Raw genomic sequence first — 26,553 nt, 5'->3', positions numbered from 1 at the left:
TTCATCCACCTTGCATGCGGCCATGGGCTACATGGCGCCGCGCTGGCTGCCCGGCGGCAACCTGCAGACCATCTGGCCGGCGCTCTATGCCCGCCGCTTCGAGGGGCCCGCGCCCGCCTACCGCCGAGAGCGCTGGACCGCGCCCGACGGCGACTTCATCGACGTCGACTTCGTCGATGCGGCCTTGCCCGGCCCGCAGCCGCTGCTGGTGCTGTTCCATGGGCTGGAGGGATCGTCGCGCAGCCACTATGCGGAAGCCTTCGCGGCCTTTGCCGCCGCGCAGGGCATGGCCTTTGCCGTGCCGCATTTCCGCGGCTGCAGCGGCGAGCTCAACCTGGCGCCGCGCGCCTACCATTCGGGCGACTACGAAGAGATCGGCTGGATCCTGCAGCGCATGCGCGAGCAGCACGCGCAGCGCGGCGGCGGTCCGGTGCTGGCCGCGGGCGTCTCGCTCGGCGGCAATGCGCTGCTGCGCTGGGCCTGCGAGGCCGGCGGCACGGCCCGCGAGTCGGTCAGCGCGGTGGCCTCGGTGTCCGCGCCGCTCGACTTGGCGGCCGGCGGCGCGGCCATTGGCCGCGGCTTCAACCGGCTGGTCTACACGCGCATGTTCCTCGCGACCATGAAGCCCAAGGCACTGGCCAAGCTGGCGCAGTTTCCCGGCCTGTTCGACCGCGAGCGGCTGCTCGCGGCGCAGGATCTCTACGCCTTCGACGACGTGTTCACCGCACCGCTGCACGGCTTTCGCAACACCGACGACTACTGGGCCCGGGGCTCGTCCAAGCCGCACCTGAGCGCGATCCGCGTGCCCACGCTGGTGGTGAATGCGCTCAACGATCCGTTCATTCCGGCATGGAGCCTGCCCGGCCCCGGCGAGGTCGGCCCGCACGTCACGCTGTGGCAGCCCGCGCATGGCGGCCACGTGGGTTTTCCGCTCGGGCTGCCGCCCGGCCATGTGCGCGACATGCCCGAGCGCGTGGGCGGCTGGCTGGCCGGGTTTGCACCATCCACTGCGCCGCAGGCGCGCGCAAAATAGCTCCATGGACGACATCGTCAAACAGGCGCTCGCCAAGTGGCCCAACGTGCCGCACTGCTACGGCTGGCTCGGCCTGGACGCGCGCGGCAACTGGTACATGCGCGACGACCGCACCCAGGCCGAAGGCGCCTTTCCGCTGGCCAAGGGCTCGATGCTGCGGCACGAGAAGCTGATCGACTTCATCCAGCGCAACTACGACCACGACGACGAGGGCCAGTGGTTCTTCCAGAACGGACCGCAGCGCGTGTACGTCGAACTGGAGGCCGCGCCCTTCGTCTGGCGCATTGCCGACGGCGCAGGCTTTGCCGTCACGGCCCACACCGGGCAGGCGCCGGGCGCCATCTCGGCCTGCCTGCTCGACGAGCACGGCCGCCTCTTCCTGGCGGCGCCCCTCGGGCTCGGGCTGGTCCATACGCAGGACGTGGGCCTTGCCGCCGACGCGGTGGAGCAGGGCTTGTGGACGCCCGAGCCGGTGCACGCGGCCGATCTGCCGCAGCGCTTCGGCCATGTACTGAGCCCTTCGGCGCGCCGGCTCGTCGTGCTATCAAAAGAGTAGCTGCAGCTTGCAGCGGACATGAAAAAGCCGGCTCGAAGCCGGCTTTCTCTTTGGGGCGTGGACCCGTTTACTTGGCTGCAGGCGCCGAAGCCGCGCCATCGGCAGGAGCCGCTGCCGCCGCGGGACGCTCGGGCACCGGGAACTTGGCGCCGCCGGCATTGGCCATGTAGACCACGGCACGGCCGATTTCGAGGTCTTCGAAGTCGCCGCCGCCCTGGGCCGGCATGGCGCCCTTGCCATGCAGCGCATGGTCGAGCAGCGTTTCGTAGCCCTGGCCGATGCGCGGGCCCCAGGCTGCGGCGTCGTTCAGGTGCGGAGCGCCGGGAATGCCGGGCGGCGCGTGGCAGGCTGCGCACTGCGCCTTGAAGACGGCATCGCCGGCTGCGAGCGGACGGTTGGCATCACGGATCTCGATGGCGCCGACCTTCTTGAGCCGTTCGGCCACTTCGCGGTCGCGCGTGTCCTGCGACACGCCGTACAGCGACATGCTGTCGCCCTCGGCCGTGCCCGCGGGCTTGTTGCCCGAAACCACATAGGCCACGAGGCCCACGATGATCAGGATGGGTGCTACGAAGGAGAAAAATACCGCGAGCAGCAGTTGCTTCGGGTTCTTGATCGGGCCGGTGTGGGCTTCTTCTTTGGCCTGGTATTGCGGGTCTGCGCTCATTGGCGTCCTCAATTAACGGGGGCTCGTCGGGGGGCTTTTTCGAATCAACCGGCGATTATAGAGAGGCCCTCCGCCCAAAGGACGGAAGGCCGCTCCGAGTCCGTCGCGCGAAAGCCTCAGCCCTTGCTGCCGGGCGTGGCCCAGCCGCCACCGAGCGTCTTGTAGAGCGTGACCTGGTTCTGCAGCTGCAGCAGGCGCGTGGTGACCGCCGATTGCTGCGCCGTGTACAGCGAGCGCTGCGCATCGAGCAGGTCGAGCGCGCTCGCAATGCCGTTGCGGTAGCGCATGTCCGAGAGCCTGAAGCGCACCGACTCCGCATCGGCCTGCGCGCGCTGCGCTCGCACCTGCTCGCCCAGCGTGGCGCGGCCGGCCAGGGCATCGGCCACTTCGCGGAACGCGGTCTGGATCGACTTCTCGTACTGCGCCACGGCAATCTCGCGCCCGGCCTTGGCCGAGTCGAGCGTGGCCCGGTTGCGGCCCGCATCGAAGATCGGCAGCGTGACCGACGGCGCGAACGACCAGGCCTTGGAGCCGCTGTCGAACAGGCCCGAGAACTCGCTGCTCGCGGTGCCCAGCGTGGTGGTGAGCGACACGCGCGGGAAGAAATTGGCGCGCGCCGCGCCGATGTTGGCGTTGGCCGCAATCAGCTGCTGCTCGGCGGCGCGGATGTCGGGCCGCTCGGCCAGCAGGTCGGAGGGCAGGCCCGCCGGCACGTCGGGCATCGGCTTGACGCTGTCCAGCCCCTTGATGCCGCCCGCGGTGGCGTCGGCCGGCACCGGCGCGCCCAGCAGCAGGGCGAGCGCGTTCTCGTCCTGCATGCGCGTGCGCTGCTGCTGCGCATACGAGGCGCGCGCGGTTTCGGCCAGCGAGTTCGCGGCCTGGAAGTCGAGCTCGGACGACACGCCGTTGTCGAAGCGCATCTTGGTCAGCCGCACCGACTCTTCGCGCGTGACCAGCGTCTGGCGCGTGAGCTCGAGCAGTTCGTCGTCGGCAATCAGCGTGAGCCAGCCGGTGGCCACCGCCGCGATCAGGCTCACCTGCGCGGCCTTGCGCGATTCCTCGGTGGCCAGGTATTGCGCCAGCGCCTGGTCCTTCAGCGCGCGGATGCGGCCGAAGAAGTCGATCTCCCAGGCCGTGACGCCCAGGTTCACGCTGTACTGCGACGACACGCTGCCCACGCTGCTGTCGAAGGCCTGGTAGGGGTTGGGGCTCGAGCGCGACCCGCTGCCGGTGAGGCCCAGCGCCGGAAACAGCGCCGAGCGCTCGATCTGGAACTGCGCGCGCGCCTGCTCGATGTTGAGCACCGACACGCGCAGGTCGCGGTTGTTTTCCAGCGCGGTGCGGATCAGCCCGTTCAGCCGCGGGTCGGTGAAGAAGCTTTCCCACGACACGGCCGCCGCGGCCTGGCCGGCCGGCTGGGCCGGGTCGCCCGGGTAGGTGGTGGGCACCGGCGCCGCCGGGCGTTCGTAGGTCGGAATCAGCGAGCAGCCGGCCAGCAGCATTGCCGCGGCCAAGGCTGTGGGAATCAGTTTCTTAGTCATGTGCTTTTTCCTCCGTGATGCCGGCTGCTTCCGCGTGCCGCTTGTCGGCTTCATGCTGGCGCGCACTGCCCTTGAACAGGCCGCGCACCACCACGAAGAACACCGGCACGAAGATCACGGCCAGCGCCGTACCCGTCACCATGCCGCCGAGCACACCCGTGCCAATGGCGCGCTGGCTGGCCGAGCCGGCGCCCGAGGCGATCACCAGCGGCACCACGCCCAGGCCGAAGGCCAGCGAGGTCATGATGATCGGGCGGAACCGCAGGTGGGCCGCGGCCAGCGCCGATTCGACGATGCCCTTGCCCTGCGCCTGCAGGTCCTTCGCAAACTCGATGATCAGGATCGCGTTCTTCGCCGAGAGGCCGATGATGGTGATCAGCCCCACCTGGAAGTACACGTCGTTCGAGTAGGCGCGCAGCATGGTCGCCAGCAGCACCCCCAGCACGCCCAGCGGCACCACCAGGATCACCGACAGCGGAATCGACCAGCTCTCGTACAGCGCGGCCAGGCACAGGAACACCGCCAGAATCGCAAAGCCGTACAGCACGATGGCCTGCGAGCCCGCGAGCTTTTCTTCGCGCGACTGGCCCGTCCACTCAAAGCCGAAGCCCTGCGGCAGCTGGCTCGCGAGCTTTTCCATCTCGGCCATGGCGGCGCCCGTGCTGTAGCCCGCGGCGGCGTCGCCGCTGATGCGGATGGCCGGGTAGCCGTTGTAGCGCACCGTCTGCGTCGCGCCCTTGACCCACTTGGTGGTCGCAAACGCCGACAGCGGCACCGGCTGGCCCTGCGTGTTGCTGGCGTTCAGGCGCAGCAGGTCGTCGGGCTGCATGCGCGCCGGCGCATCGGCCTGCACCACCACGCGCTGCAGGCGGCCGCGGTTCGGAAAGTCGTTGATGTAGCTCGAACCCAGGCCCGTCGACAGCGTGGCATTGATCGCGTCGAAGGTCACGCCCAGGGCGCTGGCCTTGTCGCGGTCGATGTCGATCTGCAGCTGCGGCGCGTCTTCCAGGCCGTCGGGGCGAACCTGCGACAGGACCTTGCTCTGCCCGGCCATACCCAGCAGTTGGTTGCGCGCGTTGATCAGCGCCTCGTGGCCCGCGCCCGAACGGTCCTGCAGCCGGAAGCTGAAGCCGCTCGCATTGCCCAGTTCAGGAATGGGCGGCGGGCTCAGCGGGTAGATGAACGCGTCGCGAATGCCCGAGAGCGCACCGAAGGCGCGGCCCGCCAGCGCGCTGGCCGAATGGGCCGGGTCCTTTCGCTCTTCCCAGTCCTTCAGCGTCACGAAGGCAAGGCCCGCGTTCTGCCCCTGGCCCGAGAAGCTGAAGCCCATCACGCCCACCATGCTCTGCACCTCGGGCTGCTTCAGGATGAAGCCCTCGACCTGCTGCATGACCGACAGCGCACGCTCCTGCGTGGCACCCGGGGGCAGCTGCACGTTCACGATGATGTTGCCCTGGTCTTCCGCCGGCAGGAACGAGCTTGGCAGGTGCGTGTAGGTGTACACCACCGCGCCGATGATCGCCACGTAGATGATCAGGTAGCGCGCGGCGCGGCGCAGGATGCGCGCGACCAGGCTTTCATAGCCCTTGGCCGTGCGCGTGAAGCCGCGGTTGAACCAGCCGAAGAAGCCGGTCTTCTCGTGGTGGTGGCCGGCTTCCACCGGCTTGAGCAGCGTGGCGCACAGCGCGGGCGTGAGCGACAGCGCCATGAAGGCCGAGAAGGCAATCGACGTCACCATCACCGCCGAGAACTGGCGGTAGATGTTGCCCGTGGAGCCCGCAAAGAACGCCAGCGGCACGAACACCGAGATCAGCACCACGGTCACACCGATGATGGCGCCCGAGATTTGCTTCATGGCCTTGCGCGTGGCTTCGAGCGGCGACAGCCCCTCTTCGCTCATGATGCGCTCGACGTTCTCCACCACCACAATGGCGTCGTCCACCACGATGCCGATCACCAGCACCATGCCGAACATGGTCAGCACGTTGATCGAGAAGCCCAGGCCGAGCAGCGCCGCAAACGTACCCAGCAATGCAATGGGCACCACGATGGTCGGGATGATCGTGTAGCGCCAGTTCTGCAGGAACAGGAACATCACCACGAACACCAGCGCCACGGCTTCCAGCAGCGTCTTGACCACTTCGGTGATCGAGATCTGCACGAAGCGCGAGCTGTCGTACGGAATGTCCCACTTCACGCCCTGCGGGAAGAAGCGCTGCAGTTCCGCCATCTTGGCGCGGATCGCCTTGGCCGACTCCAGCGCGTTGCCGTTGGGCGTGGGCTGCACGCCAATACCCACCGCCGGCACGCCGTTCAGGCGCGCCGAGGTGGCATACGACTGGCCGCCCAGCTCCACCCGCGCCACGTCCTTCAGCCGCACGGTCGAGCCGTCGGTGTTGGCGCGCAGCACGATGTTCTGGAACTGCTCCACGTTGGCCAGCTGGCCGTCCACCACCACCGTGGCCGCAATGGCCTGGCCGGGAATGTTGGGCAGGTCGCCCAGCGTGCCCGAGGACACCTGCGCGTTCTGCGCGCGGATCGCGTTGTTCACATCCGTGGCCGACAGGTTGAAGCCCTGCAGCTTGGCCGGATCGATCCAGATGCGCATCGCGTTTTCGGAGCCGAACAGCTGGGCCTGGCCCACGCCGACCACGCGCTGCAGTTCCGGCACCACGTTGCGCGCGGCATAGTCGCCGAGCGCCACCGGGTCGAACTGCGGGTTGTCCGAAGACAGCATCACGAACATCAGGAAGTTGTTGCGCGACTTGTCCACGCGCACACCCTGCTGCGTTACGGCCGCCGGCAGGCGCGGCGTGGCGCGAGAGAGCCGGTTCTGCACGTCCACCTGCGCGAGGTCGTCGTTGGTGCCGGCCTCGAAGCTGATGGTGATGGTGCCCGTGCCGTCGGCCTGGGCCACCGATTCCATGTAGATCAGGCCCGGCGAGCCGTTCATCTCGCGCTCGATCACGGACAGCACGCTGTCCTCCAGCGTCTGGGCCGAGGCGCCCGGGTAGGCAACGTTGATCACGATGGCCGGCGGAGCCACCGGCGGGTACTGCGAGATCGGCAGCTGGGTAATGGCGACACTGCCCCCCACCAGGATGAACAGCGCAATCACCCAGGCGAAGATCGGTCGGTCGATAAAGAATTTGGCCATGCGGGCGCGCTCCTGATTACTTCTTCTCGGCCGGTGCGGCCGCGGGGGCGGCACCAGGAGCGGGTGCCGCGGGCGCCGGAGCCGCACTCGGGTCCGGCTTCTTCCATGGCACCGCCTTCACGGGCGTGCCGGGCGGCATCATCTGCAGCTTCTGGAAGCCGTCGACCATCACCTGCTCGCCGGCCTTCAGGCCATCGAGCACCACCCACTGGTTGTCCTTGGCGGCGCTGATCTTCACCGTGCGCTGGCTGATCTTGCCGTCGGCGCTCACCACCGACACCGTGTCGCCCTGCTGCGTGCGCGTGACCGCCTGCTGCGGCACCGTGATCGCGTTGGTGGCCTGCGCCTGCTCCAGCCGCACGCGCACGTACAGGCCGGGCAGCAGCTCGCCCTTCGGGTTGGGCACCTCGGCGCGCAGCGTGACCTGGCCGGTGGTCGAATCCACCGTCAGGTCGGAGAACAGCAGCTTGCCGGGCAGCGCGTAGTCGGTGCCGTCTTCCAGCACCACGTTCACGCTGGCCGCCTCTTCGCCGTTGGCGCGCTTGTACTGGCCGGCAGCCAGTGCGCGGCGCAGCTTCAGCACGTCGGACGCCGACTGCGTGAAGTTCACGTACATCGGGTTGATCTGCTGCACCACGGCCAGCTCGGTGGCGTCGCCCTGGCCCACCAGTGCGCCTTCGGTCACCAGCGCGCGGCCGATGCGGCCCGCGATGGGCGAGGTCACGTTGGCATAGCCCAGGTTGATCTTGGCCGTCTGCACCGCGGCGCGGCCCGCGGCCACGTCGGCCTCGGCCGTCTTCTGCGAGGCCACGGCCGTCGCGTATTCCTGCTTGCTCACCGCGTTGGCCTCGACCAGCGGCTTGTAGCGGTCGGCCAATGCCTTGGCCTGCACCGCATTGGCTTCGGCGCGTGCCAGCGTGGCCTGCGCGTTTTGCGCGGCGGCCACCAGCGGTGCCGGGTCGATGCGGAACAGCAGCTGGCCGGCCTTCACGTCGCTGCCTTCGCGGAACTCGCGCTTCAGCAGGATGCCCGAGGCGCGGGCGCGAACCTGCGCCACGCGCGAGGCTTCGAGCCGGCCCGGCAGTTCGGTCACCAGGCCCACGTCGGTAGGCGCGGCAACCACCACCCCCACCTCGGGGGCCGGCGGGGCACCGCCGCCGCCCGCGCCACCCGGGCCGGCTGGCGCATCGCCCTTGGAACAGGCCGCGAGCACCAACACCACAGCAGCGGCCACGATCGCGAGGCGCGGCGAGAACGACGATTGACGCGAAACATGCAGGAGAGGCATGCGAATCCTTTGAAGCAAAGACGGGAGATGGCGCGTTCGCGAAGCGAACACAGAAAGCCAGCATAAACAGCCGGGCCATCGGGGAAGCCCGCTAGTTTACATACATTCATGGATGTATAGTGACAGTGTCGAATGGCCCTACGCCTGGGAAAGGGCTTGGGCTTTACAAATTGGGAGACTTGGTGGCACGTCGTACGAAGGAAGAGGCACTGGCCACGCGGAATCGCTTGCTCGATGCCGCGGAGCTGCTGTTTCAGGCGCAAGGCGTCTCGCAGACCTCGCTGCAGCAGATTGCGCAGCAGGCCGGGGCCACGCGCGGCGCCATTTATTGGCACTTCAAGGACAAGGCCGCCCTCTTCAACGCGATGATGGAGCGCGTCATCCTCCCGCTGGAGGCCGGCCCCCGCGCCGCCGCCGCAGCCGCGGGCCCCGACGACGACCCGCTGGCCGAAATAGAAGAGGGCATGGTGCACGCGCTCACCCTCATGACCACCGACCCCCAGGTGCGCCGCGTGTTCGACGTGGCCACCCACAAGGTCGAATACACGCACGACATGGCCTCGGTGCAGCAGCGCCACCTGGACGCCCGCAACGCCTGCGTGGGCGATTTCGAAAAAGCCCTGCGCCTGGCCGCGCGCCGCGACCACATCAAGCTGCCCGTGCCCGGCCCCGCGGCCGCCCAGGGCCTGCACGCGCTGATCAGCGGACTCATCCAGAACTGGCTGCTCGACCCCACCGCCTTCGACCTGGTGCCCACCGGCCGGCGCACCTTCCGCGTTTACCTGGCCGGCCTGGGCTTTGTGCGGAACTCCCCGGCGGGCATCGGAAACGAAGCAGGTGAAGAAGAAATCGCCGCCTGATGGGCGATAATGCGAGGCTCCGGTTCTGCCGGAGCCCAGATTCCTCGCTGTATTTCAACGGATAGAATTCGGCCCTCCGAAGGCTGAGATCCAGGTTCGATTCCTGGCGGCGGGACCAGATACCGAGACCATGGCGTCTCACCAAGACTCACAAACCCGCACGCTTGCTAGCGTGGCGGGTTTTTCTTTGTCTCAAGCTGTCGCGGAACGCACCATCACCTCCTAGAGAAATATCATCATTTCAACTTGTGCGCTCTATCCGCGGGGACGAAGGTCATCCGACCGAACGGGCTGTGCTGCAGCGGTCGCCCTTGGCGTTCGTGCGCCCGGTCGAACTGCGGGCCGCGGGGTGGGGAGAAACGGATTTGGACTCGGGCGAATGGAGAATTCCGCGTTCACAAATGAAGATGAAGGTCGAGCATCTCATGCCGCTCTCACGGCAGGTCGTAAGAATCCTAAGAGAATTGCAGCCCTTTTACTGGGCGCGGTCGGTATGTGTTCCCCGGCATTCGCACCAGAGAGCGCTGCATGGCGAGAACACTGTCAACGAGGCGCTGCCGGGCAATGGGTTACGCCAGAGAAGTGATGACCGTTCACGGCTTTCGAGCGACGGCCCGGAAGATCATGGACGAAGTGTTGGGCGAGAGCCCCACTTGGGTCGACTATTTGGGCGAACCAGCCCAGGGTACGGTAGTCATTCCGTTGAAGGCAGGTGATGATATCCCTCACTCGGCTAAGCATGAAATTGCTGCCCACGACCCAAGCGGTTGAGAGTCTGCAGGGATCGGGGTGCTCGGCAGCCTTCCGGGTCGTTGATCCATGTTTGGCGATCGGCGCTGGCTAAAAGTGCCCGCCGCAATACCCCGATGGACAGTCGCGCGGCGAGCGCGGTGTTGCGCGCTGTGTCACGCAAGCGGTAAAAGACGGGTGGATGCCTTAGAAGCGGTTGGTTTGGGTGGATTGGTGGAAAACATGGCGCCGCCTTGTTGAGCGATGCCGAGATGAATGCGTCCTAGAGCCGCTCAGACTAACCCGAGTGAACGCGCCATGGTGGACCTCACACTTGGGTGCCCAAAAGCCTCGCACCGAAAGGACTTTTCCACATCGATGTTTGCTAGGAGAGGATGCCGGGAACAGAGGCAGTTGTATTCGAAGGAACATCCGTTGCTGGCCCAACGTTCCGCATGCTGAGCCTCGGTATGCCCGTTCAGTGCCGGCCAACAGTCGCCAAGATGGCTGCGCCGATAATTCACGCTTCATGAGAGAAAAGTAATGGCATTGCACACAGAATTTCCGCAGTCGCCGTATGAGGTTCTTGAGCCGTCGGTGAGATGGTTTCCCGCGGCCGAGGAGATGCGGGATCTAGCTTACGAGAAGCTTTTGCCACCTTTGGTGGCGAAGGTTCGAGAAGAAGTGGCTGCATGGCGTGCGACAGGCTACCGTGGCGCATCTGAAACTTCAAAGGCATTGCTCACGTGGTGGTTTGACACGCACCACTTCATTGAGCAAGCGGGCGGAACCCAGAGCGAGTTCCGCTACTATTTCGCGCAGCGGGAGGCCGTGGAATCAGTAATTTGGCTCTACGATGCGCGTGGAGCACGGGATAAGTTCGACCTGCTTCGGTTCGATGCGTCCGGTGCAGTGTCTAGCAACATGTTCGACGAAGAGTGGCCTCGCTTCGTCGTAAAGATGGCGACGGGTGCGGGTAAGACGAAGGTCTTGTCGTTGTTGATGGCGTGGAGCTACTTCCACAAACTCTACGAACCGAACTCCACTCTTTCGCGCAATTTTCTGTTGATAGCGCCGAACATCATTGTGCTCGACAGGCTGCGAGCCGACTTCGACGGCCTACGGATCTTCTTCAACGACCCTGTGCTACCTGATAACGGGTTCGCTGGCAGGAACTGGCGCGACGACTTCCAGCTTGCGTTGCACATCCAAGACGACGTGCGAGTGGTGCGCCCCACGGGCAACCTATTCCTGACCAACATCCACCGTGTATACCTTAGTGAGGTACCCGAACCCTCGCTCGAAGACGACGACCTCAGGGGCTACTTCCTTTCCCCCTTTGGCGACAAGCCCACAGGGAAGACGACGGATAGCAAAACGGACTTGGGCGAGTTGATCCGCGAGATCGAGGAGTTGGCCGTTTTCAACGATGAGGCACACCATATCCACGATCCTCGCTTGGCATGGTTCAAGTGCATTCAGGACATCCATCATCGCTTGCTCCAAAAGGACCTTCGTTTGGCGATTCAAGTGGACGTTTCCGCAACCCCTCGACATAACAATGGGGCGATCTTTGTACAGACGATCAGCGACTACCCGCTAGTGGAAGCCATTGCACAGAATGTCGTAAAGCACCCCGTACTCCCCGACGCGGCGAGTCGAGCTAAGCTCACCGAGCGCAAGAGCCCAATCATCAGCGAAAAGTACGCCGACTACCTGCAACTAGGCGTCGAGGAATGGCGCAAGAGCTATGCCGAGCACGAAAAGTTGGGCAAAAAGGCTGTGCTCTTCGTTATGGTTGACGACACTAAGAATTGCGACGAGGTGGGTGCCTATCTAGGCAAGATTTGCCCAGAGTTGCAGGGAGCAGTGCTCGTCATCCACACCAAAGCCAGCGGCGAGATCTCGGAGTCCACAAGCAGCAAGGCCAGAGGCGAGCTCGAACTCTTGCGCAAGCAATCTAACGAGATCGACACTTGGAAGTCGCCCTACAAGGCCATAGTGTCGGTACTGATGCTCAAAGAGGGCTGGGACGTTCGCAACGTGAGCGTGATCGTTGGCCTCCGTGCCTACTCGGCGATGAGCAATATCCTGCCAGAGCAGACGCTTGGTCGAGGTCTGCGTCGTATGTACTTCGGCAGCGATCAGCGCGAGACCGTGTCCGTGGTAGGTACGCCGGCCTTCATGGAGTTCGTCGAATCAATTCAAAGCGAGGGCGTCAATTTCGAGCGCGTGCCGATGGGTGGGCGAGGCGGAAAAGAGCGCCAAGACTCACTGGTGGTTGAGGTGGAAAAGGATGCAACTACTAAAAACATCGATGAGTTGGATATTGCTCTCCCCAGATTGAGCCGTCGCTTTAACCGTGAGTTCAAAGATCTATCAGAGCTGGACCCGTCCAATCTCGGAAACGTTCGGCTGCCGATCAAACCGTTTACTCCCGAGGAGACTCGTGAGATCGTCTTCAAGATGATGTTGGGCGCTGAGATTGACCACACCATTCAGCTCGACACAAACGGGGTTGTTGACTTCCGCTCAGTGATTGCATTCTTCGCTCGACAGCTCTTGAAGGAACTCCGTCTGGTAGGGGGCTACGAGCAGCTTTATCCCAAATTGAAGGCGTTCATCCAAGGCCACCTGTTCGAACGATCCGTCGATTTGGAAGACCCTGTGGTTCTCCGGAATCTGTCAGAGCCCGAGGTTAGTAAGGTTGTCTGTGACAGCTTCCGTGCGGCGATAAATGAGCTGACGATCCGCGAGACGGGGACATCCAGGATCGAAGGCTACATCAGGCTGCGAGAGACGAGGCCCTTCCGTACACAGCCGCGCGGATTCCTGATACCCAAGCGGTCGGTTTTTAATCGAATCGTAGGCGAAGGGGCTGCTGATGGTTTGGAACTGGCCTTCGCCTCGTTCCTCGATGCAGCGGATGATGTCCAGTCGTTTGGCAAGAACTACATGGCCGTCGGCTTCAAGATCGATTACGTAAAAGAGAACGGCGAGCTTTCTACATACACACCTGACTTCATCGTCCGAACCAAGGATGGGGCAGTTTGGATCGTGGAGACAAAAGGACGAGAAGAACTGGACGTGCCGCAGAAGATGCGGCGACTGCGTCAGTGGTGCCAAGACGCCACCGAGGCCAGCAAAGAGGAGCGCGGCCCCAGCTACGGCCTCGTGTACGTTGACCAAAAGAGTTTCGAGCAACACAAGCCGACATCGTTCTCAAGCTTGGTGAGTGCCTTTCGTGACTATCAGGAGAACTTCGCGTGAAGCCACTGACGGACGATGAGTTGGTCGCGCTTATCCAGGACATTGAAAGCGACCGTGTTGAACGCAAAGAGACTTGGCGGGGTAGCGCTCCGGAAAAGGGGCGCGAAGCCGTCTGTGCGTTTGCCAATGATTTGCCCCATCATGGGTTACCCGGTGTGCTCTTTGTCGGTATTAAAGACGATGGAACGCCTGCCGGACCGGAATTTGAAGTTACGGACCAACTCCTTCAAACCCTGGCCGACATAAAGACCGACGGCAAAATCACACCGCCGCCTACGATGACTGTCGCGAAGCGCGCCGTCTTGGGGCGGGACGTGGCAGTAGTTACGGTATGGCCTGCGGATGCGCCACCAGTACGCTTGGATGGTCGACTTTGGATCCGAACTGGACCGCGTCGTGGTCAAGCTACGGCGCAGGATGAGCGCGTGCTAAACGAAAAACGCCGCTACCAGGACCGAAGCTTCGATACTCATCCTATTCACAGCTCGACGCTCGACGACCTCAGTCGTGCGTATTTCGAGACCGAGTATTTGCCGCAGGCCGTCGCCCGGGATGTGCTGGAGGCGAACGGTCGCTCTCTCGAAGAGCGTTTGGCTTCGCTCGGGATGATCGCTTCTGTCGATGACACGACGCCCACAGTGGTTGGGATGCTTACGTTGGGAAAGAGCCCCCGTACCTGGGTGCAATCTGCTTACGTGCAGTTCCTTCGCATTCGTGGCACGCAGTGGGGTGATCCAGTCTTAGATGAGCAAGAGCTCGACGGCAGCCTAGACACCATGCTGCGGCGGCTCGATGACAAGCTGAGAGCCACTCTTTCCGTCTCTGTGGACTTCACATCGGGGGCGACTACGGAGATTCGTTCCTCCGCCTATCCCCTGTCAGCCCTCCAACAACTCGTACGAAATGCTGTGATGCACCGAACTTACGAGGGGACCAATGCCCCCGTTCGAGTCTACTGGTTTGACGACAGAATTGAGATCAGCAATCCAGGCGGACCTTATGGCGCAGTTACGGTGGAGAACTTTGGTCGACCCGGGATAAGCGACTATCGCAACCCGGTACTTGCGGGTGTTCTTAAGACCCTGGGCTTCGTGCAGCGGTTCGGGTTTGGCATAGCCGAGTCGCGACGTGCATTGCAAGCGAATGGCAATCCACCTCTCGAATTTCAAGTTGAGCCTACTGTGGTGCTTGCTACTATTAGGAAAGCCACATGAGAGCACCCGTCCTCACGTTCTTTAACAACAAGGGCGGGGTAGGAAAGACCTCGTTGGTCTTTCACTTAGCCTGGATGTTCTCTGAGATGGGCCATAGGGTCGTCGCTATCGACCTCGATCCGCAGGCAAATCTGACTTCCGCTTTTCTTGCGGAGGACACCTTGGAAGAACTTTGGGACCCTCAGAAGCCCCCCAAAGGGGGAACAACCATCTTCCGATGCATTCAACCGCTGACCAAGGTGGGTGACATTCAGGCGCCGATCACGCGGAAGATCAACTCCCGCCTCTTCGTGGTGCCGGGCGATCTGGCCTTGGCCGGCTTTGAAGATGAGCTCTCGTCCGCTTGGCCTGCTGCCATGGGGTCGAATAACCTCTACCGCCCTTTCCGTTTGCTCACTTCTTTCTGGCAGGTCGCTCAGATGGCGGCGTCGCAGCATCAGGCTAATCTTATCTTGGCCGATGTAGGCCCCAACCTTGGCGCCATTAATCGTTCGGCCCTGATAGGAAGTGACCACGTCGTTATTCCTCTGGCGGCAGACCTATTCTCGTTGCAAGGGCTTCGCAATTTGGGACCGACGTTAGCTAACTGGAGGGCCGATTGGCGCAAACGTGTGGAGAATTGGAATCAACCCGATTTCGCGCTCCCCGAGGGCCTGATGTCTCCGCGGGGCTACATCCTTATGCAGCACATGGAACGCCTATCGCGCCCGGTCAAGGCCTATAAAAAGTGGGTAGACCGAATTCCCGATACATACCGCGAAAGTGTTCTTGGACAAGTGCCGGGGAGCCTGGGCAAGGCAAACGACGGCAACTGCCTTGCCCGACTGAAGCACTACCGAAGCCTGGTACCTATGGCGCAGGAGGTGCGCAAGCCAATCTTCCATCTCAGCTCCGCCGACGGCGCAATTGGCAGCCATTCACAAGCTGTGCGAGATGCATGGAGTGACTTCAAGGCACTAGCCGTGGCGATCGCTGAACGCATCCAATTGAATAACGATAACGATCTCTGAACCAATATGGCCCGGCAAGACAAGAAGACCTATGACCTCAGCGAAGCCGAGCAGCGCGATCTGTTCACTCTGATCCAACAGGGCAAGCCTCTTCCGGAGAGGTACCGCTTTATCTTATTCGAGGATAAGCGCGAAGTGGAGCTGGTGTGGAACGGCAAGACGCGAGACGTGTGCACGACAGTGTTGCCCTTTCAGACGTTGGAACACATTGACGAGCCGCGCATCGAAACGAAGATGCAGAGCGAGCTCTTCGACAATCGCGGGCGACAAATGAAGGGGTGGTCGAATAAGCTGATTTGGGGGGACAACAAGCTAATCCTGTCATCTTTGAAGGCAGGCCCGCTGCGTCAGCAGATCGAGGACGCCGGGGGGTTGAAGCTGGTCTATATTGATCCACCGTTTGACGTCGGGGCGGACTTTTCGATGGACATTGAAATCGGTGGAGAGACTTTTCATAAGGAGCCTAACCTCCTTGAGCAGATCGCGTATCGAGATACCTGGGGACGTGGTGCAGATAGCTTTATCTCGATGATCTATGAGCGCTTGATCCTCATACGAGATCTGATGGCGCTTGATGCAACCATCTACGTCCATTGCGACTACCGAGTGAACAGTTTTATCCGGTGTGCGATGGATGAAATATTTGGGCGGGATAGGTACCAAAACGAGATCATCTGGACGTATAACGGCGGCGCAATCCCGGTTTCGGACTTCCCGCGCAAACACGACACTATCTTGAAGTACTCACGAGGTGAGACGCATACGTTCAATACAGAGTACAGACCGTATAACGAGCTGACTGCCAAGCGCATGCTAAGTGTTCACAAAGGGGTCATGGTCGACATTGATCGCGGCACACCTGTTACGGACTGGTGGACTGACATCAAAGTACCAACGGGACCGGCGAACAAGGAAAAGGTTGGCTACCCGACCCAAAAGCCGGAGGCTCTTTTGGAGCGAATTATCAAGGTCTCCTCCAATCCCGGCGATCTTGTGGCGGACTTTTTTATCGGCTCGGGCACAACGGCGGCAGTCGCCGAGAAACTTGGAAGAAAGTGGATTGCGACGGACCTCGGTAAGTTCGGAATTCACACTACTCGCAAGCGATTGATCGGTGCTCAGCGTCAGCTCAATGCGGAAGGTAAGGACTTTCGTGCATTCGAGGTCTTAAACTTGGGTAGATACGAGCGGCAGGCTTACCTGAGCATCGGCGGTCGCCTGACTAGTGAGCAGCGAACTCAGGCCCTGGCACAAAAGGAGCGCGAGTTCCGTGACCTAATCCTTAGGGCCTACAAGGCAACGCCGCTCGGCGCGGAGGGGGCGACACAGGATGGTTTCTTTCACGGCGTTTGCAATGGCCGTTTGGTAGTTATCGGGCCGATCAACCTCCCCGTTGGGCGTCTATTCGTCGAGGAGGTCATTACCGAGTGCCGCAAGCGCGGTGCTTCACGCGTCGACATACTGGCATTTGAGTTCGAGATGGGTCTATTCCCTGCGGTCCTGGAAGAGGCGCGCAGCAAGGGTATCGAACTCATCCCTAAGTACATCCCCGCCGAAGTTTTTGACAGGCGAGCTGTGGACAAGGGGCAGGTGGTCTTCCACGACATCAGCTTCGTTGAGGCGACGCCCCGCTACGTCAGGAAAAGCAAACTTGCTGTGAGCATTGAGCTGACCGACTTCTCCGTGTATTACACGCAGGGTGCAGCAGAAGCCGCGATTGCCGCATTGAGGGATGGCAAGAGTGGCGTAATTTGCGAGCAGGGGCAACTCTACAAGATCACCAAAGATAAGGCCGGTGTAGTCAAGCGCGAACGACTCACAAAGCACTGGACCGACTGGGTGGACTACTGGGCAGTGGACTTCGACTACTTGCAACGCAAGGAGATCATTAAGGTCCCCGTCGGCACCGGTGTAGGCGATGTTGCGACCTTGGAGGGCTTCGAGCCCCCTCAGGGCGAACTAAAGTTGCCCGAATTTGAGGAGCGATGGACAGGCGGCTACATCTTTGAGAACGAGTGGCAGAGCTTCCGCAGTCGACTAAACCGTGATCTCGAACTCACTTCAGCCGTCCATACCTATGAGCGCGCAGGTCGTTACACAGTAGCAGTCAAAGTCATCGACATTTTTGGCAACGACACTATGACTCTGGTTCCTGTGAGCGTCGGCTAACAGTAGCGCAAAAACTGCAGAAGGCTGAGCCATCTCAAAACAGTGGCTCGGGCGATCAATGGAAGCATTGGCCGCGAATAGGGTAGGAACACCTCTCAGCGCCTGATGGGTCGATGCGTTGGGAAAGGTTCCTACTTTGACGCAAACTCTTGGTTCGTCGACAAACTCGCTCGTCAAGCATAGTACTTAAAGTTGTGCTTCCACTTATCTGGCGGAAGCCCAGGATTGGCAAGCAGGATTTCGCCCACTCGGTCAGAGTACTTAACGGTAATGGGTTGCCCCTCGCCCAGCTGACAGGAGTTGTAGTTCAGCTTAGTGAGGCCGAGAATATCTTTGGCGACTTGCACCAAATCGCCGTCGCCGTGCTGGATCGTGATTGCCAACGGAACGGGAATCTCAAACCCGTCGTAGGTTGCAATTCTGGGCTTGAAGCCGTTGGTGAACAGCAACCCGTGGCGTGCAGAGCGCTGCCAAAAGACGCCGCGCTGAACTGGATGCTGGCCGCGCTTTGTAGTGCTGGGATGCTCGTCGTACCTGTAGAGACGCAGGCCACCCCGATCCTGACGAACGCGGATGGCGACCAAATTCACACCCGGCGGGCATGCCCGTCGGAAGCCTTCGTATTCCTCGGGGTCAATCCCGGAGCGCACGTGCAGGAAAATCTCCTTCAGTGGACGCCCGTCTTCTTGCTTATAGGTCTCAATGGTTCCACGCAGCAATGCTTCAGCCTTGTCCGGTGGCAGGTGGAATTCGCCGCGCTCTTTGGAGTACCACGGGCCGAATTCGCCGACAAAGACGACACCATCGCCGCTGTCGAGGAACATCTGGGCGGCGCAGCACGCATTCCGGCCGTCCTCGGTGAGCTTGTAGGCGAGACCGACGTAACAGACCCCTTCACGAGCCCATGGCGTCTTCCATGGCTTGGCACCGCATTTGTAGAAGACCGCCGTGCCAAAGTTCCAGAGCCGGTCGGATAGTGGGTTAGTGCCTTTTTCGCCGTTGCGCACCTGTGGCGTGATGCGTAACGTCGATTCTCTGATGATCTGAACCGGTAGTTCATGAGCCATCATCCGGGCCTTCAGCTGTCGCCGGAAGTCCGGTGACAGGCCGCGCGCTTTCTCGAACTCGTCCATGTCGCCAAGCGCGGCGGTGACAGATGGGTCCTCATCGTCAAACATCCGCGTTTGCCCGTCATTGCGGTCATCAATGGCCCGTTTGAGGAATTTCAGCTCGACCTTGCTACGGGCAGCGTCGCTTCGCTTGGCGAAAGCAACCGACGAGTTGGGGCGGCAGTTCTCGTGGATTTCATCCGGGACAACACAGATGGCCAGGGCTGGCCGAGCATCTAGCTTTGACAGGCGCTCCATTGACCCCATGTAGAGGCTTGCGACCGCAAAGGCCCGCTCAAACTTGTCAGCCTTCCGCGAAGCTTCCGAAAGCAGGTCAGCATCTACCGAATAGTTTCGAACTGGGTCTGGCCACTTTGCTCCGAATGCGACATCGAAACCTGGAAACGGAGGCCAGGCTCGATGGCGACCTGGGTCGATACTCGCCGCCGGTGCGTTCAGCGCCGCGCACCATTCCTTCCACAGTTCAATGCCCCGCACCGTGCCGATAACGATGTTGTTCGGCAGCTGTGAACGCGGCTCAGCCGGGCCAAAGAGCGCCAAACCATCATGCGGATCTTCAGCTGTTTGGTCGTGCCCAAACTGAAGCAACGGCTCGCCGAGGAAGTGAAATGTGTCTGTCATGAGTCCGATGGTTCTCCGATAGCAATGGGTGCCTCGTCATCCTCGTCGTCCTCGCGTGTACGACACTCTGCAATCTCCTCGCCGATGTCGGACATACCAGAGAGAGCCAGAACATCCAGGCCAACCGGGCATTCCCAGCTCATCGGTTTGGTTTGCATGACCACCGCCCGTGCGCCTTCGCCGACGTCTATACGATCCCCAGAGGTTTGGAGAGCTTGAACAACGCCGAGTAGACGCGCAAGCCATTCCTTGTTCCACCAACTCTTGCTGACGATCTTCCGGCGACGACCAATCTCCTTCCCTTCGAACATTGCACCTTCAGCAGTCGTGACTCGGATGTAGACGTTGAGGACAACACTCCAGGTTCCATCGAAGTCACGCTGAGGGCGAAACCGTGGTGCGAGTTGATAAAGAAACGAAGAGGCGCGGTCGCCCCAGCCCTTGGTGCGTCCTCCCGTAAGTTGCACCGTCGTTGAGCGTCCATCGACGTGCTGAATCGCTTGATTCCACTCACCTGACTCGCGATGCGGGAAAAAGAAGACCTTTCGGTCGCTGCAGAACTTCAGCCCCTTCTGCGCGCATATGACCTCGAGGCTGCGCCAAGCAAGCTCCTTGGCAAGGTCGAAAGTCTTCTTGCCGTCCCTCTGCGGAATGTCTTCCCAGGAGAATTCAGGGACACGTTCGACCTTCACCGCCGGAATGGCTTGCAGCGGTGGAGGCGTAAACGCGACGAGTCGATATGCGCTCAATTCGACGAACGCCCAGCGCTTACGAAGCTCAAGTATCTCTATGTCCTTCAGCGACTGTCGGAGCTCAAAGACGAGCATCGTCTTCGGCAGTTGAAGCGGGAATACATTCGCAAAAACTGGCTCGGGTTTCGCTGCGGTAACCCGTGTCGGCAAATAGTCCCCGAGGGCAATCTTCCGTCCTCGCGCAAGGTCGAGCGATGGTTCGATGCCTAGTGCACTGAGACGTTTCAGTATTTGATCCAAGCCTACATTCCAAGAGGTCTTAAAGTCCGCTGGCGCTAACTTGGCAATTCTCGATGGTATGCGTGCATCTGGGACGGCGACCGAGCTACAGGGAAGCACGAAATCTTCTTTGATTGCGGCGATAGTGCAGCGCTCAAGAAAAACACTGTCCGACAGGCTTGAAGTGGAGACCACTGGTAGATAGTGGTTCGCGCGAACATCGAGCAGTTTTCGTACAGTCTCATCTGTGTTTTCCCCGGCGAGCGGAGCAGTCCCGTGACACCATGTCCGAAAACCCGCAAGTGATAGGCGGCGGGACAGCCAAGTGGCTACTGCATGATCAGCCGTGACGTGGTCAATGAGGAGGGTATCGCGGCTTTCGGCGATTGACTGACCACCACGTTGCGGAAAGAACGGCGGTGTGAAGATGCTTGGGTGTTGTGCAATCAGATGGCGCTGTGGCCCAACAAGCTGAACTCTTAGTCTCTCGAGGTCAAACAAGTCAAGTGTCCAACCGTACTTCTCGGCGACGAGCTTATGTGCGAGGTCCTTCTCCGATGCCGACAAGGCCTCAGTACAAGCGAAAACGAAGACGTCGGGATCGTGGCCCTTCTCATGGACTCGCTTGCAGTCACTTGCGAGCTTAACGCGCCAGTCTGATCGAACCGTGTAAGCGAAGCCGACTGTCCTTCCTGTCTCGTTACTTCGAATGACGGCATCCCGCCCCTCATCGCCAGTGCCCCCCATTGGGTCGATGTCGGGATAGCCCGCGCCCGCCAAAAAAGCCGAACAGAGCCGCTCAAAATCCCGGTAGTCAGTGACTCGTTCGAGGCAATAGGTGATGGCGTCTGCGGACATCGCTTAAGCATACGACACGCAATGCGCAGCGTAGCATTTACACGCCCGCAAAATGCCTTGCCAAATACGCCGCTCTTTGGCGGGCTTCGTGTAGTTTTTCTGTTGGACGATCGCAAAAATCTAAAACTCAAGAGCGACCTTCGAGAGTTGGCTCCGTAGAGCAGTTGTTCCTTGACGCACGAATCTTGCGCGCAGAATCAACGACTCATCTCTAGTCAGGGTACCCCTGTGCTCATAACCCAACTCCATCCGATAAGCCTGCCCTAGAAGCAGTGACTGCGTCAGATACAGTGTGCTCGCGAGCGAGCAGAAGCCGAAGGTGGTGCCGGCCTGCGCCAGCAGCACCGCGCTGGCACGCCCGGCCAGCGGGCTGAGCTGGCTGTCGGTAATGGCCAGCGGCCGCGCGTCCTGCGCGAGTGCGGAGGACGCCACCACGGCCAGCGTTTCCTGCGCGTAAGGCTCGAACGAGATAGCGACCAGCACTTCCCCAGGGGCCGACGCGCGCAGTTCGCCCCGCTACATGCGGCCGAGGGCGCGCAAAAAATTCTCAACCACTTATGACTGGAAGGAGCAGGTCAGCTCCTGCGTGAGGGTTTGCGCGCAGGCTTTATCGGCTTGTTTAGAACTGCCTGATTCTTCCTTCGCAGCAAACCGCCCTCCGATGTTGGTGCGTTTGTGGCAACGATCCCCTCGAAAAGCACAGGCAATGTCGTGCCCAAGCTGTAGCACAGCGTCGCCAAGGTCATCAAAGAGGGGTTGATGTAGCCCCCTTCGAGCTTGGATACCCGCGACCGCTCGACTTCTGCGTCGTAGGCGAGGGCTACCTGAGTCTTGCCTGCGGCAAGTCGGAGCTTCTTCAGATTTTTTCCTAGCGCCAGGGTCACCGCATTGGGCAGTGTCCCGATCGCTGGTTCTGGGGTAGGAGGCGCTTTTCGACTGGCATTTTTCATTGCCGTCGAGGGTCAAGAAGTGTGCATCTCAGGGAAACGTTTTAAAGGACACATACGGGAACATGTGTTCTATAAGACGCGTCTTTGATACGATCCAGCAAGCAACGGCGAAGACCGGAGCGGAAAAAATCAGATCAGGGATTGGATCGAAATGAAAAACGGGATGTATCTCGTGGGCGCAGCCTTTGTGCTGTCAGCTCGCAATGGAACTGGCCTTTCTGTCACAGGGCCTTCCGCCACGCCAGCGCAGGATGGACCCACACCAGTGGCGCCGAGTCCGCCAGCCACTGAACCTACCGCCATCGCCAATAATTCGCTGACCTGCTGAGGGCCGTTGCCATGAAACGGACTGAAGGCAGGCTCAAGCGGCGCTCTTGCTTCTCTCCAGATACGCCCTTCGACAGGGCTTTCATGGAATGCAAGACCTTGGTGCAACTGGCGGACTGGTATGACCGCCGCATGGCGTCCGGTCGCCGGATGTCAGGTGATGAGTTCTGTTTTCTTGTCGACCATGTCTCGGGCCTCAGGGCCACGGAGAACATGGCGCGCGGCGAACGCGCCGTCGAAAAGCAAGCCGACGAGTTCGCCAGATTCTTCTACGGCCGGGACCATCGCGACTTCGGTGAAATCCGCGCAAGGCAGATCGTGCTCGAAGGGGCCCGGTTCGACGAGGTGCCGCGTCACACGGTGTGGACGCTCGGCTCCAGGCTTTGGTGCCTGCGGGTGCCAAAGGAAAGTACCGCCACCGCATCGAGCCACGCGCTGAAGCTCATGGAGCTTGGCGGAAAACTGATCCGCGGCAGCTTGAGGAATGACGTGCACGCGGAGCCGCTGATCTCCGCATTCGTGCAAGGGGTGGCCTTGGGGCTCTACCGGCTGGCGAAGATCGACATCTCCACCACGTTGGAGGGCGTGGGTTTCTGGCGACGCTGCGAGTTGGCCAGCATCCACCGGGTAGGCGTTGAGCGCGGGCAGCGGATTCGTGCGCAGGGTGATCGAAAGCCGGGTTGGTAGCCTGGCGGCGGCGCTCAGGCCGCCCTGCCCTTGGCGGTGTCGTGCTTGTACTCGCTGCGATGCCTCATGAAGCGGTGATAAGACATGCGCAGGTGCAGTTGCATCACTTGCCTTGCCAACTCGCCATCCTCTGCCTGCACGGCCAGTGTCAGGTCGCGGTGGTGATGAAGACTCTGCTCCAGTTCCTGCGGGGTGTAGATGTAGAACGAGCGCTTGATGATGGGCATGTCGATCATGGTCTCCAGCATCGTGCGCAGCCTGGGGGAGCCCGAAGCATCGAGCAAGGCGTGGTGAAAGTCGCGATTGGCTGACTGCACCTTGGCGATTCCTTCCTTGCCTTCTGCAATGCCCTCGGCCATGGCCTGGTTGCTCGCCTTCAGTTTCTGAACGAGTGCGTCTCCACCGCGCGTCGCCGCCAGAAATGACGCGTAGGGCTCCAGCAACATTCGAAGCTGGAAGGTCTCCTCCACATCCCATTCGCTCCATTCGGCCACTCGGATGCCTTGGCCTGCAGCGTCCGTCGCCAACCCGTCTTCCACGAGCCGGCGCAGCGCAGTGCGAACGGGGGTTCGGCTCATTCCCAGGTCGCGGGCCAGCGGCTCTTCCTTGAGCTGCACTCCGGGGCCGTAGTGACCCCCCACCAGTCTCTGTCTCAGGATCTCGTAAGCCTTGTCTCTGCCGTGCTGCATGGGGGCGCGTGAACTCGATGCATATGGACTTTGGATTGTAGGCCGCCGTCTCCGTCCCCATGGCGTTCCGCGTACAAATCCAGTACACGTAATGTTCTTTGTTTGTACTCAAGGAGTCGACATACGTCGAAGACCGAGAGGAGATTAAGTGGTTTCCCTAGGAGTCGTTGCATTATTTGTACTTGCTTTGTATTCTCAAGGCCTCGAAAGGTCTAGGTCATGAACATTGCAATCATCGGGTTGGGCGAGGTCGGCCGCTGCTACGCGCTTCCCTTGCACGAAGCGGGCTACGCCCTCAGTCTTTGTGAGGCGCACCCGTCGGCTGCTGCCGTGGCGCTGGCCGCATCCACGGGATTGCCGATCCACGAGCGGGCTGGGGATTGGCTGTCCAAGGCGGACCTGGTGCTTTCCTGCGTGACGGGCACCACCTCCCTGCCGGTGCTCGCAGAGGTGCTGCCGCATCTCTCGAAAAAAGCGTTGCTTGCCGACTTCACGACGGCCAGCCCGGAGGTTAAGCGCGAAGGAGCGGCTCGTGCGGCAGAGGCCGGTTTCCGCTACGTCGACACCGCCATCATGGGTGCCATCTCGCTCAATCTGGTGCGCACGCCCTTGCTGGCTTCCGGCAGCGGAGCCGAGCAGCTGAAAGAAGTCCTCGAGCGTGCCGGTGCGCGTGTCCAGGTCATTGCGGGCGGCAAGCCCGGGGATGCCATCTCGTTGAAGATCCTGCGCAGCGTCTTCACAAAGGGCATGGAAGCGCTTTGCGTAGAGCTCTTGATGAGCGCCGAGAAACAGGGCGTGCGCAGCGAGCTCTACGAGCAGCTCAGCGACATCGACCAGACGCCGCTGCGCTCATTCATCGACATGCTGGTGCGCACGCATGTCATTCACGCCAGGCGTCGAGCGCACGAAGTGCACGACGCCCAGGCCGAGCTGGCGGCGCAGGGCCTTCCTTCGGTCGTCATGCCCGGTGTCGAGCAACGCTTCAACGACACGGTGGCCGCGCTGTCCAGGCATCCGCTCGGGGTTGCGGAGCCGACGGTCGATCAAGCCTTGAACTGGCTTCTGACCAGCGCAGGCGGGCACTAGCCACTTCCTTCTTCCGCTTTTCTTTCTCTTCGTTTTTCTTTGGTGACTTGGCAGTCGCCCGGCCTTTCTTCGTCCTTTTTTTACTGGATTCACCATGACCACCTCTGAGCAGATCAAGCAATTGCGCGACCTCGGCGCAGCAACCGTGTACGAGGCGCAAGGCGCCAAGGGCGCCCTGGACAGCGGCATGAAGCCGATCGACCCGACGGTGCGCCTCGCCGGTCCCGCCTTCACCGTCGATGCCCGGCCCGCGGACAACCTGATCCTTCACTACGCGGTGCAAAAGGCCAAACCCGGCGACGTGCTGGTTGTGGACGCGAAGGGCTTCATGGAAGCAGGTCCCTGGGGCGATGTGCTGACGATTCAGGCCATGAAGCTCGGCATCGCGGGGCTCGTCATCAATGGCTGCGTGCGCGACGCGAACCTCATCATTGACCTTGGCTTCCCGGTGTTCTGCCGCGGCCTTTCGATCAAGGGCACGGGCAAGAATCAGCCCGGAAAGGTCGGCGTGCCGATCGCGATCGGCGACGTGCTGATTCAACCCGGCGACATCATCGTTGGCGACCGCGACGGCCTGGTGGTCGTGGCCCAGGGCGACGTCGAAACCGCCATCTCCAGCAGCCTGGCCCGCGAGGCAAAGGAAGAGAAGCAGCGCAAGGCCATCGACGAAGGCGCCACCACGGCCGAACTTCTGAATCTGACAGACACCCTCAAGCGCTTCGGCCTGGTCTGACATCTACAAAATCACGGAGACACAAGCATGCGCAAACTCATCAATTCCCTGGCGCTGTTCGGCGCCGTCGTCCTTGCATCGGCCCCGGTGCATTCGGCCGATGCCTATCCTTCCAAGCCGATCCGAATGGTGGTCGGATTCGCCGCTGGCGGTTCCGCCGACATCAATGCCCGCATCATGGGGCAGCAACTCGGCAAGGAGCTTGGCGGCACGATCGTCGTGGACAACAAGGGCGGTGCGGGCGGCAACCTTGGTGCGGTCGAGGCCAAGCGCGCTGCACCGGACGGCTACACGATGTTCTATGCAACCTCTGCCGTCGTGCTCGCGCCCTCGCTGTACGCCAAGCCAGGCTTCGATCCGTATGCAGACTACACGCCGATCTCGTTGACGGCGACCATTCCGCTTCTGTTGGTTGTGAACCCTGCGGTGCCAGCCACCACGGTCAATGAACTCGTTGCGTTGGCCAAGGCCAAGCCCAACGAGTTGAACTACGGATCGTCCGGTGCCGGTGCGTTGCTGCACCTGGGGGCTGCCTTGTTTGCCAAGGAGGCAGGCATCCAGGCAACGCACGTTGCCTACAAGGGCAGCGCCCCCGCGGTCGCCGACCTCCTCGCAGGAACCACGCAGTTCATGTTCCTGCCGATCAACGAGGCCATGGCTCATGTGAAAGGCGGCGCCTTGCGCGCGCTCGCAATCACGAGCGGGAAGCGATCTTCGCTGGTGCCAGACGTCCCGACGATCCGCGAAGCCACCGGAAAATCGACCATGGACATGGGCGCTTGGCAGGGGCTGATGTTGCCGAAGGGCGCACCGGACGACGTCGTGAGCAAGATTTCCGCGGCGCTCAAGAAGTCGCTTGCCGACAAGGCCTTGCAGGATCGCCTCGCCGCGCAAGGTTCCATCGTGCTGGGCGGCACGGCAAAGGAGTATTCGGACTACATGAAGGTCGAAGGTGATCGCTGGGCGAAAGTCATCAAAGACACCGGCGCGAAGCTTGATTGAGCACC

At 61.6% G+C, this 26,553-nt stretch carries 20 protein-coding genes and 1 tRNA gene; 12 read left to right on the top strand and 9 right to left on the bottom strand.

Features of this window, described 5'->3' with window-relative positions; genetic code table 11:
- Window positions 1-22 precede the first annotated feature (22 nt).
- Together RZE77_RS25070 and RZE77_RS25065 are read left to right on the top strand one after the other, a co-directional pair.
- A complete protein-coding gene (locus tag RZE77_RS25070) occupies window positions 23-1,033 on the top strand; it encodes a YheT family hydrolase (RefSeq protein ID WP_319442411.1) in 1,011 nt (336 codons plus the stop codon).
- Window positions 1,034-1,037: 4 nt separating this feature from the next.
- A complete protein-coding gene (locus RZE77_RS25065; protein WP_319439744.1) occupies window positions 1,038-1,589 on the top strand; it encodes a DUF2946 family protein in 552 nt (183 codons plus the stop codon).
- 67 nt (window positions 1,590-1,656) lie between these two features.
- On the opposite strand, the gene RZE77_RS25060 is transcribed toward RZE77_RS25065, so the two are convergent.
- The 4 genes from RZE77_RS25060 to RZE77_RS25045 form a co-directional block, all read right to left on the bottom strand.
- Window positions 1,657-2,256: a c-type cytochrome gene (locus RZE77_RS25060; RefSeq protein ID WP_319439743.1), complete on the bottom strand. Its 600-nt coding sequence runs from the start codon at window positions 2,254-2,256 to the stop codon at window positions 1,657-1,659.
- 116 nt (window positions 2,257-2,372) lie between these two features.
- Window positions 2,373-3,797 (bottom strand): efflux transporter outer membrane subunit, encoded by a 1,425-nt coding sequence (locus RZE77_RS25055; RefSeq protein WP_319439742.1) that lies wholly within the window; start codon window positions 3,795-3,797, stop codon window positions 2,373-2,375.
- The gene (locus RZE77_RS25050) at window positions 3,790-6,954 is read right to left on the bottom strand and encodes an efflux RND transporter permease subunit (RefSeq protein ID WP_319439741.1); all 3,165 of its coding nucleotides are present in this window, start codon (window positions 6,952-6,954) and stop codon (window positions 3,790-3,792) included. The genes RZE77_RS25055 and RZE77_RS25050 overlap by 8 nt, the downstream gene beginning before the upstream one ends.
- 16 nt (window positions 6,955-6,970) lie before the next feature.
- Window positions 6,971-8,242, bottom strand: a complete 1,272-nt coding sequence (locus RZE77_RS25045; RefSeq protein WP_319439740.1) for an efflux RND transporter periplasmic adaptor subunit — start codon at window positions 8,240-8,242, stop codon at window positions 6,971-6,973.
- Window positions 8,243-8,421: 179 nt separating this feature from the next.
- On the opposite strand from RZE77_RS25045, the gene RZE77_RS25040 reads away from it, so the two are divergent.
- The 6 genes from RZE77_RS25040 (at window position 8,422) to RZE77_RS25015 (ending at window position 17,494) form a co-directional block, all read left to right on the top strand.
- The gene (locus tag RZE77_RS25040; RefSeq protein ID WP_319439739.1) at window positions 8,422-9,102 is read left to right on the top strand and encodes a TetR family transcriptional regulator; all 681 of its coding nucleotides are present in this window, start codon (window positions 8,422-8,424) and stop codon (window positions 9,100-9,102) included.
- A 43-nt stretch (window positions 9,103-9,145) separates the two neighbouring features.
- Window positions 9,146-9,220 (top strand) — tRNA-Arg (locus RZE77_RS25035).
- A gap of 1,154 nt (window positions 9,221-10,374) precedes the next feature.
- Window positions 10,375-13,101, top strand: a complete 2,727-nt coding sequence (locus RZE77_RS25030) for a DEAD/DEAH box helicase family protein (protein ID WP_319439738.1) — start codon at window positions 10,375-10,377, stop codon at window positions 13,099-13,101.
- The gene (locus RZE77_RS25025; RefSeq protein WP_319439737.1) at window positions 13,098-14,315 is read left to right on the top strand and encodes an ATP-binding protein; all 1,218 of its coding nucleotides are present in this window, start codon (window positions 13,098-13,100) and stop codon (window positions 14,313-14,315) included. The genes RZE77_RS25030 and RZE77_RS25025 overlap by 4 nt, the downstream gene beginning before the upstream one ends.
- Window positions 14,312-15,325 carry a ParA family protein gene (locus RZE77_RS25020; protein ID WP_319439736.1) on the top strand — a complete coding sequence of 338 codons (1,014 nt, stop codon included), beginning with the start codon at window positions 14,312-14,314 and terminating at the stop codon, window positions 15,323-15,325. Before RZE77_RS25025 ends, RZE77_RS25020 begins: the two co-directional genes overlap by 4 nt.
- 6 nt (window positions 15,326-15,331) lie before the next feature.
- Window positions 15,332-17,494: a DNA methyltransferase gene (locus tag RZE77_RS25015; RefSeq protein ID WP_319439735.1), complete on the top strand. Its 2,163-nt coding sequence runs from the start codon at window positions 15,332-15,334 to the stop codon at window positions 17,492-17,494.
- Between the two features lie 173 nt (window positions 17,495-17,667).
- Here the strand turns inward: RZE77_RS25015 and RZE77_RS25010 are convergent, their stop codons facing one another.
- The 4 genes from RZE77_RS25010 to RZE77_RS24995 all read right to left on the bottom strand — a co-directional run bounded on the left by RZE77_RS25010 (window position 17,668) and on the right by RZE77_RS24995 (window position 22,024).
- Window positions 17,668-19,245: an argonaute/piwi family protein gene (locus tag RZE77_RS25010; protein WP_319439734.1), complete on the bottom strand. Its 1,578-nt coding sequence runs from the start codon at window positions 19,243-19,245 to the stop codon at window positions 17,668-17,670.
- Window positions 19,242-21,074 (bottom strand): hypothetical protein, encoded by a 1,833-nt coding sequence (locus RZE77_RS25005; RefSeq protein ID WP_319439733.1) that lies wholly within the window; start codon window positions 21,072-21,074, stop codon window positions 19,242-19,244. The genes RZE77_RS25010 and RZE77_RS25005 overlap by 4 nt, the downstream gene beginning before the upstream one ends.
- 120 nt (window positions 21,075-21,194) lie before the next feature.
- Window positions 21,195-21,581 (bottom strand): SIS domain-containing protein, encoded by a 387-nt coding sequence (locus RZE77_RS25000; protein ID WP_319442410.1) that lies wholly within the window; start codon window positions 21,579-21,581, stop codon window positions 21,195-21,197.
- Between the two features lie 68 nt (window positions 21,582-21,649).
- The gene (locus RZE77_RS24995; RefSeq protein ID WP_319439732.1) at window positions 21,650-22,024 is read right to left on the bottom strand and encodes a helix-turn-helix domain-containing protein; all 375 of its coding nucleotides are present in this window, start codon (window positions 22,022-22,024) and stop codon (window positions 21,650-21,652) included.
- 411 nt (window positions 22,025-22,435) lie between these two features.
- Between RZE77_RS24995 and RZE77_RS24990 the strand changes: the two genes are divergently transcribed.
- On the top strand, window positions 22,436-23,038 hold the full coding sequence (locus RZE77_RS24990; protein WP_319439731.1) for a hypothetical protein: 603 nt from the start codon (window positions 22,436-22,438) through the stop codon (window positions 23,036-23,038).
- Window positions 23,039-23,052: 14 nt separating this feature from the next.
- Here RZE77_RS24990 and RZE77_RS24985 read toward each other — a convergent pair whose 3' ends face one another.
- Window positions 23,053-23,727 (bottom strand): GntR family transcriptional regulator, encoded by a 675-nt coding sequence (locus tag RZE77_RS24985; RefSeq protein WP_319439730.1) that lies wholly within the window; start codon window positions 23,725-23,727, stop codon window positions 23,053-23,055.
- Between the two features lie 219 nt (window positions 23,728-23,946).
- Between RZE77_RS24985 and RZE77_RS24980 the strand changes: the two genes are divergently transcribed.
- From RZE77_RS24980 to RZE77_RS24970, 3 genes are all read left to right on the top strand, one after another.
- Window positions 23,947-24,813, top strand: coding sequence for an NAD(P)-binding domain-containing protein (locus RZE77_RS24980; RefSeq protein ID WP_319439729.1), 867 nt, complete (start codon window positions 23,947-23,949; stop codon window positions 24,811-24,813).
- A gap of 94 nt (window positions 24,814-24,907) precedes the next feature.
- Window positions 24,908-25,546 (top strand): 4-carboxy-4-hydroxy-2-oxoadipate aldolase/oxaloacetate decarboxylase, encoded by a 639-nt coding sequence (locus RZE77_RS24975; RefSeq protein WP_319439728.1) that lies wholly within the window; start codon window positions 24,908-24,910, stop codon window positions 25,544-25,546.
- Between the two features lie 27 nt (window positions 25,547-25,573).
- The gene (locus RZE77_RS24970) at window positions 25,574-26,548 is read left to right on the top strand and encodes a Bug family tripartite tricarboxylate transporter substrate binding protein (RefSeq protein ID WP_319439727.1); all 975 of its coding nucleotides are present in this window, start codon (window positions 25,574-25,576) and stop codon (window positions 26,546-26,548) included.
- The last annotated feature ends 5 nt before the right edge of the window (window positions 26,549-26,553 follow it).

It is taken from the genome of Variovorax sp. SPNA7 (assembly GCF_033807855.1).
Classification (GTDB): Bacteria; Pseudomonadota; Gammaproteobacteria; order Burkholderiales; family Burkholderiaceae_C; genus Variovorax; species Variovorax beijingensis.
The sequence above is the reverse complement of the archived record's forward strand: the minus strand, read 5'-3'. Positions and strand labels throughout refer to the sequence as shown.

Coding starts and splice junctions, on each gene's coding strand:
- RZE77_RS25070 (WP_319442411.1), top strand. CDS start 23: ATGGGCTACATGGCGCCGCGCTGGCTGCCCGGCGGCAACCTGCAGACC.
- RZE77_RS25030 (WP_319439738.1), top strand. CDS start 10,375: ATGGCATTGCACACAGAATTTCCGCAGTCGCCGTATGAGGTTCTTGAG.
- RZE77_RS25010 (WP_319439734.1), bottom strand. CDS start 19,245: ATGACAGACACATTTCACTTCCTCGGCGAGCCGTTGCTTCAGTTTGGG.
- RZE77_RS24990 (WP_319439731.1), top strand. CDS start 22,436: ATGGAATGCAAGACCTTGGTGCAACTGGCGGACTGGTATGACCGCCGC.
- RZE77_RS25065 (WP_319439744.1), top strand. CDS start 1,038: ATGGACGACATCGTCAAACAGGCGCTCGCCAAGTGGCCCAACGTGCCG.
- RZE77_RS25015 (WP_319439735.1), top strand. CDS start 15,332: ATGGCCCGGCAAGACAAGAAGACCTATGACCTCAGCGAAGCCGAGCAG.
- RZE77_RS24980 (WP_319439729.1), top strand. CDS start 23,947: ATGAACATTGCAATCATCGGGTTGGGCGAGGTCGGCCGCTGCTACGCG.
- RZE77_RS24985 (WP_319439730.1), bottom strand. CDS start 23,727: ATGCAGCACGGCAGAGACAAGGCTTACGAGATCCTGAGACAGAGACTG.
- RZE77_RS25005 (WP_319439733.1), bottom strand. CDS start 21,074: ATGTCCGCAGACGCCATCACCTATTGCCTCGAACGAGTCACTGACTAC.
- RZE77_RS25060 (WP_319439743.1), bottom strand. CDS start 2,256: ATGAGCGCAGACCCGCAATACCAGGCCAAAGAAGAAGCCCACACCGGC.
- RZE77_RS25050 (WP_319439741.1), bottom strand. CDS start 6,954: ATGGCCAAATTCTTTATCGACCGACCGATCTTCGCCTGGGTGATTGCG.
- RZE77_RS25020 (WP_319439736.1), top strand. CDS start 14,312: ATGAGAGCACCCGTCCTCACGTTCTTTAACAACAAGGGCGGGGTAGGA.
- RZE77_RS24995 (WP_319439732.1), bottom strand. CDS start 22,024: ATGAAAAATGCCAGTCGAAAAGCGCCTCCTACCCCAGAACCAGCGATC.
- RZE77_RS25055 (WP_319439742.1), bottom strand. CDS start 3,797: ATGACTAAGAAACTGATTCCCACAGCCTTGGCCGCGGCAATGCTGCTG.
- RZE77_RS24975 (WP_319439728.1), top strand. CDS start 24,908: ATGACCACCTCTGAGCAGATCAAGCAATTGCGCGACCTCGGCGCAGCA.
- RZE77_RS25045 (WP_319439740.1), bottom strand. CDS start 8,242: ATGCCTCTCCTGCATGTTTCGCGTCAATCGTCGTTCTCGCCGCGCCTC.
- RZE77_RS24970 (WP_319439727.1), top strand. CDS start 25,574: ATGCGCAAACTCATCAATTCCCTGGCGCTGTTCGGCGCCGTCGTCCTT.